The organism is Kluyvera intermedia (assembly GCF_021440345.1).
Taxonomy (GTDB): Bacteria; Pseudomonadota; Gammaproteobacteria; order Enterobacterales; family Enterobacteriaceae; genus Kluyvera; species Kluyvera intermedia_A.
The window spans coordinates 1-16,215 of record NZ_JAKCNS010000110.1 but is presented as its reverse complement, the minus strand read 5'-3'; the positions used below and the strand labels follow the sequence as shown (position 1 = coordinate 16,215).

Below are 16,215 nucleotides of genomic sequence, written 5' to 3'. Positions count from 1 at the left end.
TCACAATTGCATACTGTCGCTGGGTGGCGCGATGCCACCCAGCGAACTTTTTAGGCTTCGATATCCGCCATGTCGCCTTTTTCCTGCAGCCAGTTACGGCGATCTTCCGAACGCTTTTTGGCTAACAGCATATCCATGGTGGCATCGGTTTGCTGCTCATCTTCATCGGTAATAAACAGCTGCACCAGGCGGCGGGTGTTGGGATCCAGCGTTGTTTCACGCAGCTGCATCGGGTTCATTTCACCCAAACCTTTAAAGCGCTGCACGTTCGGCTTGCCCTTTTTACGCTTGAGCTGTTCGAGCACGCCCGCTTTCTCTTCTTCGGTCAGGGCGTAGTAAACTTCTTTACCCAGATCGATACGGTACAGCGGTGGCAACGCTACGTACACGTGGCCTTCTTTCACCAGCGCACGGAAATGCTTCACAAACAGCGCGCACAGCAAAGTCGCAATGTGCAGACCATCGGAGTCAGCATCCGCGAGAATACAGATCTTGCCGTAGCGCAGCTGGCTGAGATCCGTACTGTCCGGATCGATACCAATGGCGACGGAGATATCGTGTACTTCCTGCGATGCCAGAACCTCATCAGAGGAGACTTCCCAGGTATTCAGGATCTTACCTTTCAGCGGCATGATCGCTTGATATTCACGATCGCGCGCTTGCTTTGCGGATCCGCCTGCAGAATCACCTTCGACAAGGAATAGCTCGGTACGATTGAGATCCTGAGCGGTGCAATCAGCCAGTTTACCCGGCAGCGCTGGGCCGCTGGTCAGCTTTTTACGCACCACTTTTTTCGCCGCGCGCAGACGGCGCTGGGCGCTGGAGATCGCCATCTCAGCCAACAGCTCTGCCGACTGAACGTTCTGGTTCAGCCACAGGCTAAAGGAATCTTTAACCACACCGGAAACGAACGCCGCGCACTGGCGTGAAGAGAGACGTTCTTTCGTCTGACCGGCAAACTGCGGGTCCTGCATCTTCACGGAAAGCACGTAGGCGCAGCGATCCCAGATATCTTCCGCCGACAGCTTCACGCCGCGCGGCAGGATATTGCGGTACTCGCAGAACTCACGCATCGCATCCAGCAGCCCCTGACGCAGGCCGTTGACGTGCGTTCCGCCCTGCATCGTTGGGATGAGGTTGACGTAGCTTTCGGTCAGCAGCTCGCCGCCTTCCGGCAGCCACAGCAGCGCCCAATCCACCGCTTCGGTTTCCCCGGAGAAATTACCGACAAACGGTTTTTCCGGCAGCAACGGCAGGCCGTTCACCGCTTCGCTCAGGTAGTCGGTCAGGCCGTCGGCATAGCGCCAGGTCTGTTCGGTATCGTTAACTTTATCTTTAAAGACGATTTCCACGCCCGGACAAAGCACCGCTTTGGCTTTCAGCAGATGGCTTAAGCGAGAAGCGGAAAAGCGCGGGCTGTCAAAAAAGCTTTCGTCCGGCCAGAAGTGCACGCTGGTCCCGGTGTTGCGTTTACCGCAGGTACCGGAAACGTGCAGCTCTTCGACCTTTTCACCGTGTTCAAAAGCGATGCTGTAGATCTGACCGTCACGACGAACGTTCACTTCAACACGCTTTGACAGGGCGTTGACTACCGAGATCCCTACGCCGTGAAGGCCGCCGGAGAACTGGTAGTTTTTGTTAGAGAATTTACCGCCCGCATGCAAACGGCAGAGGATCAGCTCAATCGCTGGCACACCCTCTTCCGGGTGAATGTCGACGGGCATGCCGCGGCCGTCATCGATAACTTCCAATGACTGATCGGCATGAAGGATAACCTCAACGCGCTTCGCGTGTCCGGCCAGCGCTTCGTCCACACTGTTATCAATAACTTCCTGACCCATGTGGTTAGGGCGTGTGGTATCTGTATACATCCCCGGGCGGCGGCGAACCGGCTCAAGCCCGGTGAGTACCTCAATGGCATCAGCGTTATAAGAAGATTGCGTCATGATCTATTCGTAGGTAGTTGGCGTTGCTTAATGCAACCCCAGAAAATCGATAATCTGTGTGAAGTGATCTTCAAAGCCGGTGAATGCATGATTACCGCCCTCCTCGACCGTTTGTCGGCAGGAGGCGAAATAGTCCACGGCCTGGCGATAATCAAGAACTTCGTCGCCGGTTTGCTGAAGCAACCAGATAAGATCCGGCGCCTCAAGGGGATCAATTTGCATCACTTTGAGATCGTAAATATGGCGAGACTCTAGCACATATTGTTGGCCGGTGTAGGGATTCTCGTTCGGGCCAAGAAAATTCGTCAGCAGCTCAAACGGCCTCATCGCCGGGTTGACGACCACCGCAGGCAGCATGAAGCATTGCGACAGCCAGGTGGCGTAATACCCCCCAAGTGACGACCCGACGATACCGAGTGGCTCACCGCCGTTCTTCAGTACCAGCGCTTCAAGCATTTCGGCTGCTTGCGCCGGATAAGCCGGCAACTGCGGAATGAGCATGTTCACATCGGGATAGTGCTCAGCCAGCCACTGCTTAAGCGCAGTGGCTTTCGCCGACCATGGGGAGCTGTTGAATCCGTGCAGATAGAGAAGCGTTGACATCAATAGCCTTCAGATGCGGTGTCGGGATGGAATTCCACCCCGGCCAGACGGCAGACTTCGGTGGTTAATGAACCATCATCGTGTAACTCCAGCCAGCGCCAGCCGGGAGAAACGGTATCCAGGGTAAAGTTCGAACAATGCGGTTTAAACTGCACGCAGGTCGATGGCGTCGCCATAATACGGCGGCCGTTCCAGTCAACGTCCAGCTCCTGATGGATATGGCCGCAGAGCAGATGTTTCACTCGTGGGTAACGTGCCAGTACGCCATCCAGCGCCCCGGCATTACGCAAGCTGTGTTGATCCAGCCAGCTACAGCCCGAAGGCAGAGGATGATGGTGCAGCAGCAACAACGTGTAACGCTCAGAGGCTTCCGCCAGACGTTTCTCCAGCCATTCCAGCTGAAAGTCGCTCAGCTCACCATGAGGCACACCGAAAACCTGGCTGTCCAGCAGCAAGATCTGCCAGCGCTCACCGATCAGCACGCGCTTCGCCGGTGAAATACCCGCCTCCTGCAGCGTACTGTACATTGAAGGCTGAAAATCGTGATTACCCGGCAACCAAACGCAAGGTGCGGCAAAACTCGCGATGCCATCAGCAAAGTGCTGATAGGCCGCGGATGAGTGATCCTGCGCTAAATCGCCAGTTGCAACTACCAGGTCTACATCACGCGCCGAGGCATGAATGGCCTGCAAGACGGCGTGGTAGCTTTCCCAGGTATTCACCCCTAACAGCGTTTCATCCTTCTGAGCAAACAGGTGAGTATCAGTAATTTGCAGTACCCTGACACTGGCCCCACCAGCCAGAGGAAGGTTTAAAAGGCTTTCCAAATGGTGTCCTTAGGTTTCACGATGCAAACATACACGGCATCCTCTCAGGCGACTTCTCGCTGGCAGCGTCATCAATGCCGCCTGAAGGGTGCTATGTACAAACCGGAATCGCCATCGCTCCATGTGCTAAACAGAATCTAAGCCAATCGGCCAAAAACTGATTAATTTGATGCTTTTCGTCGCGTTGATGCAACTTTTTATTTGGATAATCATACCGCGCTTTGAAGCGAAAGATCTGCTGACTTGAACACACTTCAGCCACCATCGCATCATGATACAGCCGAACCGTCATCGACGGCAGGCTCCAGTAGCTTACCGCAGGCAGCGTTTGTTCAATCGTCACCAGCGTAGTGTAACGAGTCGATTCGACTATCGTTAAGCGATATTGCGCATTGGCCACCTGATAGTTCACCGTTTCACCGGCTTCATCAACCCGCGGCAACAAGCGACGCAATTGTGCGAAGTTGGTCTCGCACAGGCGCATCATTTCTGGGAAGTCAGGCGTATATCGCTTCATTTGATCCACTCTTTTCGTAAGTCCTGATAATGCAGCTGCAGCCATTGCAAAGCGATGACAGACGCTGCGTTGTCAATTTTTCCATCCTCTACACATTGATAAGCGAACTCCCGGCTTACCACATGAACCCGAATATCTTCGTGTTCTTCCGCCAGCCCATGAATACCTTTGGCCGTTGTCGCATCGACTTCACCGACCATAATAGTCAGACGTTCGCTGGTGCCACCGGGACTTGCCAGATAGCTGAGGCACTCCTTCACGCGGCCCACATTCAGCCCCGCTTCCTCCTGCGCTTCCCGGCGAGCAACGTCTTCGACGGTTTCCCCTTCTTCTATCATGCCGGCAACCATCTCCAGCAGATAAGGCGTTTCACTGGTGTCATAGGCGGCAATGCGAATTTGCTCAACCAGCACCACTTCATCACGCACTGGGTCAAAGGGTAGCAAGACTGCGGCATGACCGCGCTCAAAAATTTCGCGTCTAACCTCACCGCTCATCTCACCGTTAAACAAGCGATGGCGAAAACGGTATACATCAAGCGAAAAAAAACCGCGATATACCGTTTCTCGTGCAATAATTTCTACATCATTTTTCGAGAGCGTTGCCACTGGGTTAACTGTTTTTGTCATGGACAGGCCTATGCAGTGATTGTGTTGAAATTATGGATTTAAAGTTGGTGGGTCAAAGAATCCACTAACTCTATGGTAGATTGGTGCAAATTAACGCCAGATGGCACATTACGACAACTTTTTAACGTGGCAGACTCTGGTACAATCGGCGAATATTTTTTCTGTGAATTAGATCAGCGCTAAGCTTCACAACAAGGAATGCAAATGCAAATGAAGAAATTGCTCCCCATCCTTATTGGTCTGAGCCTTACGGGTTTCAGTACAATGAGCCAGGCAGAGAACCTGTTACAGGTGTATCAGCAGGCACGTACCAGTAACCCAGATCTCCGCAAATCTGCCGCAGATCGTGATGCTGCGTTCGAGAAAATCAACGAAGCGCGCAGCCCTCTGTTACCGCAGTTAGGTTTAGGTGCAGATTATAACTATACCAACGGCTTCCGCGACAGCAACGGCGTGAACTCTAACGTCACCAGCGGTTCGCTGCAGTTAACGCAAAGCCTGTTTGATATGTCCAAATGGCGTGCTCTGACCCTGCAAGAGAAATCGGCAGGCATTCAGGACGTAACGTATCAGACCGATCAGCAAACCCTGATTCTCAATACCGCTACGGCGTACTTTAACGTGCTGAGCGCTATCGACTCGCTCTCCTATACCGAAGCGCAGAAGCAGGCGATTTACCGCCAGTTAGATCAAACAACTCAGCGTTTTAACGTGGGTCTGGTAGCAATTACCGACGTGCAGAACGCCCGTTCACAGTACGATACCGTCCTGGCGAACGAAGTCACCGCGCGTAACAACCTCGACAATGCCGTTGAATCGCTGCGTCAGGTCACCGGTAACTACTACCCAGAACTGGCTTCACTGAATGTTGACGGCTTTAAAACCGATAAACCACAGGGCGTGAATGCGCTGCTGAAAGAAGCTGAAAACCGTAACCTGTCCTTGCTGCAAGCTCGCCTGAAACAGGATCTAGCGCGTGAGCAAATTCGTCAGGCCCAAGATGGTCACCTGCCAACGCTGGATTTAACCGCCTCTACGGGAGTGTCTAACACCTCTTACAGCGGTTCCAAAACTAACGGTACCGGTGGCTACAACGATAACGACGCCGGGCAGAACAAAATTGGCCTGAGCTTCTCCCTGCCACTGTATCAGGGCGGGATGGTTAACTCGCAGGTCAAACAGGCGCAGTACAACTTCGTCGGTGCTAGCGAGCAACTGGAAAGCGCCCACCGTTCCGTGGTGCAGACCGTCCGTTCTTCCTTTAATAACGTTAACGCCTCTGTCAGCAGCATCAACGCCTATAAACAGGCCGTTGTTTCTGCGCAAAGCTCTTTAGACGCGATGGAAGCAGGTTACTCCGTCGGCACGCGTACTATTGTTGACGTATTGGATGCGACCACAACCCTGTATAACGCTAAGCAACAGCTCTCCAGCGCACGTTATAACTACCTGATCAATCAGCTGAATATTAAATCAGCGCTGGGTACGCTTAACGAACAGGATCTGCTGGCGCTGAACAATACGCTCGGCAAACCAGTTTCCACAGCGAACGCAAGCATTGCGCCAGAAAACGCGCAGCAGGATGCCGCCGCTGATGGTTACACCTCTGGCGCGACCAGCAAAGCGCGTATTCGCTAAGTACTCGCGCTAGATTGCCAGAATAAGGGTTCGCATCGTGCGAACCCTTTTTTTCAGCCCTCTCAACGTAAGGCAACGTAAAGATCCCCCGCTTTATCCCCTTCTTAGCTTCATTTTCAACCACTCATCCACTATCCTGAGCGCTATTGCAATACCACTCCACTGGGTCCAGGAAGAATAAAATGAAACGGACAAACAATATTCAGCACGCCGCTTTTCGTAAAAGCTGGGGTGCGCGCCACTTAACGCCGGTTGCCCTCGCCGTTACCGCTGTATTCATGCTGGCAGGCTGTGAGAAGAGCGACGAAACCGTCACGCTGTATCAGAATGCGGACGACTGCTCAGCGGCGAATCCGAGCAAAAGCGCGGAATGTACAACCACCTATAACAACGCGCTGAAAGAAGCTGAACGTACCGCGCCGAAATATGCCAGCCGTGAAGACTGTGTCGCGGAATTTGGTGAAGGCCAATGCCAGCAGGCACCTGCTCAGGCTGGCATGGCGCCAACCGGCGAAGGCCAGGCTCAGGCACAAAACCAGAGCAGCGGCAGCTTCTGGATGCCGTTGATGGCAGGCTACATGATGGGCCGTATGATGAGCGGCGGCATGGGCGGTTACCAGCAGCAGCCGGTCTTCACCTCTAAGAACCCATCCAGCCCGGCTTACGGCAAATACACCGATGCGGGCGGAAAAAACTACGGCGCAGCGCAGCCGGGTCGTTCAATGAACGTACCGAAAACCGCGATGGCACCAAGACCTGCGACCACCAGCACCGTCACCCGCGGCGGCTTTGGCGAGTCCGTAGCGAAGCAGTCCACCATGCAGCGTAGCGCAACGGGCAGCACCTCCCGTTCAATGGGCGGCTGATTATCATGGAAAGAGTCAGTATTGTTGAACGCCCGGACTGGCGTGAAAAAGCGACTGAATACGGTTTTAACTTCCACACCATGTATGGCGAACCGTACTGGAGTGAAGAGGCCTATTACAAGCTGACGCTGGCCCAGGTAGAAAAGCTGGAAGACGTCACCGCCGAACTGCACCAGATGTGCCTGAAGGTTGTTGAACGCGTTATCGCCAGCGATGAACTGATGGCTAAGTTCCGCATTCCAAAACATACCTGGAGCTTCGTGCGCCAGTCATGGCAGACCCAACAGCCGTCGCTCTATTCACGCCTCGATCTAGCGTGGGACGGTACCGGCGAACCAAAGCTGTTGGAGAACAACGCCGATACGCCAACCTCACTGTATGAAGCAGCATTCTTCCAATGGATCTGGCTGGAAGATCAGTTGAACGCAGGCAATCTGCCGGAAGGCAGCGACCAGTTCAACAGCCTGCAGGAGAAGTTAATCGAGCGCTTTACCGAACTGCGTGAACAGCACGGCTTCCAGCTGCTGCACCTCACCTGCTGCCAGGATACTGTCGAAGATCGCGGTACGGTGCAGTATTTACAAGATTGCGCAGCCGAAGCGGAAGTCGCCACCGAGTTCCTCTATATCGATGAAATTGGTTTAGGCGAAAAAGGCCAGTTTACCGATCTGCAGGATCAGGTTATCGGCAATCTGTTCAAGCTCTATCCGTGGGAATATATGCTGCGTGAGATGTTCTCTACCAAGCTGGAAGACGCTGGCGTACGCTGGCTGGAGCCGGCGTGGAAGAGCATTATCTCCAACAAAGCGCTGCTGCCAATGCTGTGGGAAATGTTCCCGGATCACCCGAATCTGCTGCCAGCCTACTTTGCCGAAGACGCTTACCCCGCGATGGATAAGTTCGTGATGAAACCGATCTTCTCCCGCGAAGGGGCGAATATCTCGATCGTCGAAAACGGCAAAACCATCGAACAGGTGGAAGGCCCATACGGCGAAGAAGGGATGATCGTGCAGCAGTTCTATCAGTTACCAAAATTTGGCGATAGCTATATGTTAATTGGCAGCTGGCTTATCAACGATCAGCCAGCTGGGATTGGCATTCGTGAGGACAGAGCGCTGATCACTCAGGATCTGTCACGTTTCTATCCTCATATTTTTGTTGAGTGATGCAGATAACCAGAAGCCCTTCCGGGTTTCTGGTTTTTTTTCGCTCTAGCCTGCAATTAATGACCTGATGAAGCCGCAGGTTTGACGTGAATCCCCGCGACGTACTCATCCTCCACCCAATACATTCGCTCAGCAACGCGTGCACCGGGATTGAGCTTAATGCCGTTCAGCACAACGTCTTTAAAACGCATATAGCCGCCCTTATCGATCAAATGCCCCATATGCAGGTAAATCGGCTTCCCGCCCAGCATCTCTTTTTCAAATTCAAAGATGTTAGGAATAACTTGCGCAATCACCTCTTCGGTCACCCAGTTCAGGAAAATTTTCCCCGTCCGCGGGGTTTTCTTGCTGGTACGGCCGCCAAGGCGCACCTGGTACAGCTGCTCAGGCTCACGCTGCCAGGCCATTGTCGGGCAGGCCAGGACACACTCACCGCAGCCGATACAGAGAGACGGCTCCTTCGCCGCTTTACCGTTCTTCAGGCTAAGGCAGCCCACGGCATGATGGCTACAGCTCTTCACGCAGGCGCCGCAGCCAATACAGCGATCGGCATTAAAACGCATTCTGGCGACGCCGATAATACCAATATCCGACATATACGCCTTCGCACAGTCGTTAGGGCAACCGGCTAGTACCACCTTCAAGTGGTAGCGACTCGGGTAGATCAGTTTCTCCAGCCGACGCGCCATACCGGTTGTGTCGGTATTCGCTTTCTGGCAGATGCGGTTACCCTGGCAAGCGACAATATTACGCCCGCCAAGGGCCTGATAGCCTGCCAGCGTGTCCTCCACCTTGACCTCACACAGCGCCATCTCGATTTCTCGGATAAACGGCTCCAGCGCGGCATTCACCTTGTCGATATCCTCATAGCGAATGCCGGGCATCGCCAGCTTCTGGCGGGTCGTCAGATGAATTTCACCATTGCCCCAGGTTTCAGCAATGTTCTGAGCGACGGCTAGCAGGTGGGCCGGCAGAATACCGCCGGGCACGCGCACGCTGATCATCGCCTCACCGCGGACTTTCGACAGACGATATTCGTTCAGCGCTCGCGCGTTGATAATATCAATATCCATACTCATGGTTGCGCTCCTTAATCAGCAAAAGCCTGTGCCTGGGCATAGTTAAATACCGGACCATCAACGCAGACATAGACCTCGCCCATTCGACAGTGTCCGCATTTTCCTACCGAGCAGGCCATACGGCGTTCATAGTCAACCCAGATTTGCTCAGGGGCGAATCCCCTATCACGCAGCATTTGCACGGCGAACTTGATCATAATCGGCGGGCCAACGACGATCGCCTGCGTCAAATCCGGCTGTAAGATCGTTAACGCCTGCAGATGATCGGTCACACGGCCTATGCGATGTAAATCGTCGGCCTCCCCTTCATCAAGCGTCAGGATCAAATTATGCCTCTCGCGCCACAGCCGCATTTCTTCTTTGTAGAGTACGCTGGCGTGGTTCTTGTAGCCGAGGATCATATCCAGACGAACAATTTCGGTCGGGTTTTCGCTGAAATAGCGCAACAATCCCTTCACCGGCGCCACTCCGGTACCGCCCGCCACCACCAGCAGCGGCTTGTGGCGAAACGCATCGAGCGGATAACCGTGCCCGTAGCAACCACGTAACCACAGTGAATCGCCAACGTGCAGATTAAACAACGCATGGGTCACTTTACCGACGTTGCGGATCAGCAGATCCATCCAACCGTCGCCACAGTCGGAAACGGAAATCGGCGCCTCACCGACGAGCGGTAGAGAGACCTCAACAAACTGGCCTAACTCAGCCGGGAAATCGGTCGCAATCCGGAAATTCCATTCCAGTTCGGTGTGCTTATCAATGGCAATAATTTTGTAAGCCGACGGTAGCAGAGCATGCTTTGGCTTATGACAGGTACATTGATGGCTCATGCGTTCGCCTCCTGTGCCAGCGCTTGCTGTACGGCATCGGTCATTTTATTGATAATCAAAGAGAACTTAATATACTGCGGGCAACGATCGTCACAGCGCCCGCACCCCACGCACATATGCTCTATCCCCGCACGTGCTTTAAAGTCATTAACCTTGTGCAGCGCACGATAGCGCAGGCGATTACCCGGCTGCGGGCGGAAGCCGTGGCCACCAGCCATATCGCTAAATCCCGGAACCAAGCAGCTGGCCCACTGGCGACGGCGTTCGCCGCGCTGTGGATTCTCGTCATAGGCCACATCAAATACGCTATAGCAGGTACAGGTTGGGCAGCCGGTGGTGCAGCGACCACACCTAATGCAACGGGCATCATAGGTCTGCCACAGAGGATGATTGGTCACAATCTCACGGATTTTTTGCGGATCGTCGCAGACGCTATCCGGAGTCCGAATCTGCTCTTTGTTGTGCTCAACAAAACCCGGCGTATAGTCGCAGGCCACCCCAAGATTGGCGAAGAATGGCAACAGATCGGTATCTTTTACGCTGATTTTGGCACCATCGGCACTAAAACGAACCGCTGCTGACCAGGCTTCTGTGCGGTTGCTGCCCATTGACACGCAAAAACAATTCTCAAAGGACTCTTCACATTCAATCAGCACAAAGCGGATTTTATCGCGCAGCAGCTGGTAACTATAATCCGCATTCCCTCCGTTTTGCAGATACATATAATCGAGTCGCGACATGGCATTAATATCGCAGGAGCGTGCAAATATCAGTAGCGGTGTAGTATCCACATCCGCTATCTGAATCGTCTCTTTATCAAAGTAGAACAACGTCTCAGTAATGGGGGTAATGACTGTATTTGGCGACATATGTGATTTTTCCTGCCACACAATATCCCGCCACTCTTTGACCTGCTGATAGATGATATTATCAGTATCTGAAAAACGACCGCCACGGTATTCGGCACTGGGGGCATAGACCCGCCATACCTCACTCAGCCTTACTAGCAGCTGGCTGAACTCATCAGGCTTTACATTCAGGTTCATAGGCATTCTCACAAAACGATAAAAGCATGAATAATATTTTTAATATGATTAATCGATAATAATTAAGAACACGGTATATCCAATTGCCCGAAGTTTTTAATTCAAAAAAAGGATGATGCCTACCATAAATACCGATAACGGCATTATGTGATAGACATCATTTTATTTTTTAAATGCTATCGTTAAATACGGATGAACATCGTTCCCGTTACATTAGTATTTATGATTTAACAACTGACTCAAGGAAGTCACAGATATCATCGTAATCTTTTTCACCACTAAAGCGGCCACGCTCTTTACCGCCGCTAAACACAATCACAACGGGAATGCCGGTAATGTGATATTGCGTTTTCAGGACGTCATTGTTATCGACATCGACATAGCCAGCCGCGAAAACATCTTTCAATTCTCCCCGCAGCACCTCCTCCAGCACCGGATGCAGCGCTTTGCAGTGCAGACAGCGTTCAGCACCAAACAGCACTAACGTTGGCTTATCGTGCTTATCCAACACGAGGGGGCGGAAGGTTTCCTGCGCGATCGGTTGGAACAGTTCGACATCAACGCTGAATACTTTTTTCCGTAAGGAAAGCTCTTCTTCGTCATCCGTGGCGACGCATAGCGCCACATCGCTGTAATACGGTAGAGTCCCTTCGACATCAATGACCGCTTTAGCCCCAAGCTGGCCAGCGCCAGGCACACGATAGGTCGTGTTATCGATCGGCGCGATCGGCACTTCTTCCGGCTTTGGCTCCTGGGGTACATAGTCGTACGGATAACGGTAAGCACGATAGATCATATTGGTCTTCGGCCCAGTTTCATTGTGGGTGTAGTACGGTGAGATCCACTCCCAGACAATCTCTTTATCTACTGTGACTTCAATAACACGCCCGTCAGATCCTTCATCAATCAATGTGTTACCGTTTGGCAGACGCTGGGCACTACTGACATACGGGCTATAAAATTTACTGGCATCGGTCGGGATCATATGCCCCAGATCTTTTGGCGTCACCTGCCAGATAATTTTCAGCGTCGTCGGATCAAATTCGATAACCCGACTGTAGTCGCGCAGCGCATTTTTCGCCCCCAGCTTCGATCCCGGATTCGGCAGGCCATAACCGCCCCAGCCGCCGTTATCAAACACCATCACATTGCCTTCGCCCGGCAAACCGCGTGGGATCATATGGAAATGGTGCTGGCCAATAATCCAGCCTAATTTTTTCAGTTCCGGCGTAGCGCTAAAGTCTGGCCCTATGCGCCATACGATTTTGCCGGTCTCTTTGTCGAGGATGGCCAGAATATTTGACTCACGGCAGTCAAAGATAATGTTGTCAGGCTTGAAACGCATGTCTCCCGCATCAAACCATTTGTTTGGCCCCAGGTAGCTCATACAGTTAATGTGCTGGTAGTCGCCGGTACCGCCATCGGAAGAACGCATATTGGGATCGCGGAACAGAACGTTCTTCGCCGCTTCATCAAAACCGAACTCGTCAAAATGGTCGCTAGCGCTCCATTCCCACAGAATATTGCCTTCCCAGTCCACCTCATACATCACGTCATCGAGCAGCTTTTTATCGGATATTGTGGGGTTGTGAATAGTTTTATGCGCCAGAATCAAAGTATTACCGCTGAGAGACTGTGCATCCATTCCTGGTACATAGTAGCCAACCGGATTGCCTTCACGCTGAAAATCATGGTGACTGCGCGACATCCAGCCCCGATCGCGTCCAGGATCATTAATCTCTTCAAATTTATTGAAACGCCAGACGACCTTCCCGTCATAGTCGATCTGCTGCAGATTGACGCCATCCTGCATACCGTAATCGGGGTGGCGGAAGCCAGAGGTTCCCATCACATAGCCGCCAGGCAGCAGCTTGGGTGGAAAAGCCTGCATATTCCAACGCCGAACCTCATTGCCGTTCATATCGAATAGCAGAACGCCATCATTGATAAGCGGCACAATCGTGTAACCGTTATAGCATTTATCCGGATCATAACGGGTGACACCATGAGGAAAAACAAGCGGTTGTCCCATAATATATCTCCTTAATGAATAACAATTTTTATCCCTGTCACATCTGGCATTCGTCGGGTGCAGTCAGGGGGATAATTTCGCTGTGGAGCAGCTTGCCGTTCTGGTAGCGCGCAAAGGCGGGCGTCGCGTTAAGCCCTAGCTGGCGGAACAATAAATCGTGCCGGGTAACGTCGAGACGCTGCACCCGGCCTTGCGATTGCAGGCGCTGCTCAATGGCTGGCAAATTGGACTGCTGCATGGCGTCATACGGATCCCAGAACAGAATCGACAAAACGCCGGAATCCGCGGACAGCAGGCCGGCAATTTCCTTCTGCTCCTGTAAATAATGTTCAACGCCGACGGCAGCGATAGCACCGTCGGCGGCTGCGGTCACCACCTGCCGTAACGGCGTATTGCGCAGATCGCCCACCGCATAAATACCGGGGCAGCTTGTCTCACAGCGCGGGTTGGTGGTCAGATAACCGTGGCTATCCCGGTCAATCCAGTCAGGAATGAATTCGCTTTGCGGAATCATGCCAATAAACAGAAAGATGCCTTCACTGGGGATCGTCGACAGCTCGCCGGTATGCACGTTTTCTAGCACCAGGCGTTCAACGTTTTCTCGCCCCTGAATATCATGCAGCGTACTGTTCCAGATAAACTCAATACGTGGGTTACAACGTGCTTTATCGACTGCAATCTGGTTACAGTCGAAGTGCCCCTGGTCATGAATGACAATCACCGTCACCTTACGGGCATAGCGCGTTAGCCAATCCGCCTCTTCAATCGCCTGATCGCCTGCGCCCAATACATGGATGGCTTTATCGCGGAAGAACTCACCATCGCAGGTTGCACAGTAGGCTACACCGCGCCCGACAAACTCCTGCTCAGCAGGAATGCCGGTGCTGCGCGGGCGAGTGCCGGTAGCCAGCACGATGCTGCGGCTGAATAAACTGCCACGCCGCCGCGTTACGACTTCAAATAAATCCCCCTCACAACGAATTTCACTGACCGTCGAGCGTAGCGTTTCCACTGAGGGAAAACTTTCCGCATGCTGCTTAAAGCGTCGCATTAACCCTTGGCCGCTCTCGCTAAGTACGCCCGGGTAGTTGCGAATTTCCGCCGTATCATTGATACGCCCCCCCGTATTCCCTTTTTCCACCAGCAGCGTTTTCAAGCCCGCTCGCCCGGTGTAAATCGCCGTACTCAAGCCACCGGGCCCTGCACCAATAATCAGCGTGTCATAAACTTCAGTCATTTTTTTCATCTCACAGAAATCATGAATACTTGATCTTTTTCTGCATGAGCAACGGGCTATCCAGCAGCAGGCGGATAACGCAGGCCAGCGTCAGCAACAGGCAGTAGAAAGAGAAGGCAAAGCTATAAAAAGGATCGATGGTCGGCAGCCATGGATAGTGTTGAGTCATCCCCTGGATTAAGGTCACCATCCCCATCATGAATACGCTATTCACCGGAATAATCGCAGTGAAGCAACTCGCCCCACCAAGCAGCAGCCAGCATCGCCGCAGGGCCGAGACTCTCGCCCGTTGACCAAGCCGTTCCGCTACTGGGCTAAACATCAAAATCGATGGCATGGGTGAGCCAGAAAGGGCGATATTCGTTACCGCAATTCCCGATGTCATCGCAAGTTCAGCCCCCCATCGAGAACGGAAGAATGCACAAGACGCCAGCCAATCGCATAGCGCAGTAATACATCCCCCCTCTTGCGCAAGATTAATCAGGCCATACAACAGCAACGTGGAAACGATGATGTCGGTCATTGAGTTAACGCCATCGAAAATCATCCCATGCAGCATCATGGTTTGGTTATCCAGCGTAATAATCTGCTGATAATCAAAGCTGCCGCAAAGCAGCCCGACGATAAGCCCGGCGGCAATTGCGAAATTTAAAGACAAAAAAAGGTTCTGGGTTCGAAAACCGCACGCCAACAGTACGCCAAGCGGCAACAGCATCCAGATACCGTTAATATCCGCGAACTGGTTAATATTCACTGCCTGTTGCAGGTTGGCGTGCTCTCCTGCTGGAACCAACATAAAGAGCACGATACTGACTACACCGGTTGCCAGGACAGACTTAAAACGATTTTTCAACAGTACGTTCAGCTGTCCAGGCTCGCTATTGGGTGTGTCATGCTGTGAAAACAGAGTCATTTGGGTGAGCTGTGAACATGGTGATAGCGCATCACCAAAGAACACCCCGCTCAGCATCGCCCCAGCCAATAATTCAGGGCGTACCGCCAGCAAAATTCCCGGAGGATAGAAAATCGGCACGACGGAGAAAAGTGCCGCAATTGGAGCGCAGGTTCCCATGGAAATCACCGCACTTGCGATAAACACAAACAGCACAAATGCGTGGCTACCCACACCAATATGCAGGCATAACCAGACAAAACCGCCGCCAATTTTGCCAGCCATTAATAGCGTAGTGAAAATACCAATTAACATAAATGCGATAATTAAGCGCGCATTGCCAAATGGCATTAACCCTCGCACTACCACATCCCAGTATCCCTTTTTATCTTTGCAAAGAAAGAAACCCAGCAATATCCCAATCATCGCTGAAAAAGTTAACGTCTTCATTGAAGAAAAATGGAATCCAACCGACAATATGACGCTGCCGGCCACATATATGAGTGTGGGAAATATCGAGGAGGCCCTCCCCCCGTAAAACAGAAGCAACTTACCTGACGTATTCATATTTATTTCCTTGAAATAAAAGTAACGAATCAGTCATTCAGCGCATATCAGGTTTGTTTCTACGTACAGGCTATCCACGCTACATCAGCGGCGCCATACCCACCGAATGCGGCCTCGTAGCGTAATAAGATTGTGGTCAGTAATAGTCATCCCCTTAATCAATACGGGAAGGCTATATAGCTATCTGCCTATACAATGATAGCCTCAGCACGAACATGTTTTTCAGGAATTTATTTTCATTTCTTATCATAAGATCCTTTAATAACACACGAAATGACACATTTATTTAAACTCCGTTACAGCAGGTGTCATCCGACAATAACCTAATTTCTGAACTGCC

Annotated in this window: 14 protein-coding genes; 3 read left to right on the top strand and 11 right to left on the bottom strand. The window is 52.2% G+C overall.

Annotation, left to right across the window (positions count from 1 at the left end; translation table 11 throughout):
- Positions 1 to 50 precede the first annotated feature (50 nt).
- The 5 genes from parE to nudF all read right to left on the bottom strand — a co-directional run bounded on the left by parE (position 51) and on the right by nudF (position 4,522).
- Positions 51 to 1,946, bottom strand: coding sequence for a DNA topoisomerase IV subunit B (gene parE, locus LZ634_RS21195; protein ID WP_234508736.1), 1,896 nt, complete (start codon positions 1,944 to 1,946; stop codon positions 51 to 53).
- 27 nt (positions 1,947 to 1,973) lie between these two features.
- The gene (gene yqiA / locus LZ634_RS21190; RefSeq protein ID WP_234508735.1) at positions 1,974 to 2,549 is read right to left on the bottom strand and encodes an esterase YqiA; all 576 of its coding nucleotides are present in this window, start codon (positions 2,547 to 2,549) and stop codon (positions 1,974 to 1,976) included.
- Positions 2,549 to 3,376, bottom strand: a complete 828-nt coding sequence (gene cpdA, locus LZ634_RS21185; protein ID WP_234508734.1) for a 3',5'-cyclic-AMP phosphodiesterase — start codon at positions 3,374 to 3,376, stop codon at positions 2,549 to 2,551. The genes yqiA and cpdA overlap by 1 nt, the downstream gene beginning before the upstream one ends.
- Positions 3,377 to 3,467: 91 nt before the next feature.
- Complete coding sequence (locus LZ634_RS21180) at positions 3,468 to 3,893, bottom strand: DUF1249 family protein (protein ID WP_112202397.1); 426 nt, start codon at positions 3,891 to 3,893, stop codon at positions 3,468 to 3,470.
- Positions 3,890 to 4,522: an ADP-ribose diphosphatase gene (gene nudF / locus LZ634_RS21175; RefSeq protein ID WP_234508733.1), complete on the bottom strand. Its 633-nt coding sequence runs from the start codon at positions 4,520 to 4,522 to the stop codon at positions 3,890 to 3,892. The genes LZ634_RS21180 and nudF overlap by 4 nt, the downstream gene beginning before the upstream one ends.
- 210 nt (positions 4,523 to 4,732) lie before the next feature.
- On the opposite strand from nudF, the gene tolC reads away from it, so the two are divergent.
- The 3 genes from tolC (at position 4,733) to LZ634_RS21160 (ending at position 8,192) form a co-directional block, all read left to right on the top strand.
- Positions 4,733 to 6,160, top strand: a complete 1,428-nt coding sequence (gene tolC, locus LZ634_RS21170) for an outer membrane channel protein TolC (RefSeq protein WP_320673788.1) — start codon at positions 4,733 to 4,735, stop codon at positions 6,158 to 6,160.
- A gap of 182 nt (positions 6,161 to 6,342) precedes the next feature.
- Positions 6,343 to 7,026 carry a DUF1190 family protein gene (locus LZ634_RS21165; protein WP_234508732.1) on the top strand — a complete coding sequence of 228 codons (684 nt, stop codon included), beginning with the start codon at positions 6,343 to 6,345 and terminating at the stop codon, positions 7,024 to 7,026.
- A 5-nt stretch (positions 7,027 to 7,031) separates the two neighbouring features.
- The gene (locus tag LZ634_RS21160) at positions 7,032 to 8,192 is read left to right on the top strand and encodes a glutathionylspermidine synthase family protein (protein WP_234508731.1); all 1,161 of its coding nucleotides are present in this window, start codon (positions 7,032 to 7,034) and stop codon (positions 8,190 to 8,192) included.
- Between the two features lie 56 nt (positions 8,193 to 8,248).
- Here the strand turns inward: LZ634_RS21160 and asrC are convergent, their stop codons facing one another.
- From asrC to LZ634_RS21130, 6 genes are all read right to left on the bottom strand, one after another.
- Positions 8,249 to 9,271, bottom strand: a complete 1,023-nt coding sequence (asrC, locus tag LZ634_RS21155; RefSeq protein ID WP_234508730.1) for a sulfite reductase subunit C — start codon at positions 9,269 to 9,271, stop codon at positions 8,249 to 8,251.
- Between the two features lie 11 nt (positions 9,272 to 9,282).
- On the bottom strand, positions 9,283 to 10,101 hold the full coding sequence (asrB, locus tag LZ634_RS21150; protein ID WP_234508729.1) for an anaerobic sulfite reductase subunit AsrB: 819 nt from the start codon (positions 10,099 to 10,101) through the stop codon (positions 9,283 to 9,285).
- A complete protein-coding gene (asrA, locus tag LZ634_RS21145; RefSeq protein ID WP_234508728.1) occupies positions 10,098 to 11,147 on the bottom strand; it encodes an anaerobic sulfite reductase subunit AsrA in 1,050 nt (349 codons plus the stop codon). Before asrA ends, asrB begins: the two co-directional genes overlap by 4 nt.
- Positions 11,148 to 11,367: 220 nt before the next feature.
- Positions 11,368 to 13,179 carry an aryl-sulfate sulfotransferase gene (locus tag LZ634_RS21140; RefSeq protein ID WP_234508727.1) on the bottom strand — a complete coding sequence of 604 codons (1,812 nt, stop codon included), beginning with the start codon at positions 13,177 to 13,179 and terminating at the stop codon, positions 11,368 to 11,370.
- 37 nt (positions 13,180 to 13,216) lie between these two features.
- Positions 13,217 to 14,416, bottom strand: a complete 1,200-nt coding sequence (locus LZ634_RS21135) for an NAD(P)/FAD-dependent oxidoreductase (protein ID WP_234508726.1) — start codon at positions 14,414 to 14,416, stop codon at positions 13,217 to 13,219.
- A 19-nt stretch (positions 14,417 to 14,435) separates the two neighbouring features.
- A complete protein-coding gene (locus LZ634_RS21130; RefSeq protein ID WP_234508723.1) occupies positions 14,436 to 15,875 on the bottom strand; it encodes a Na+/H+ antiporter NhaC family protein in 1,440 nt (479 codons plus the stop codon).
- Positions 15,876 to 16,215: the final 340 nt, after the last annotated feature.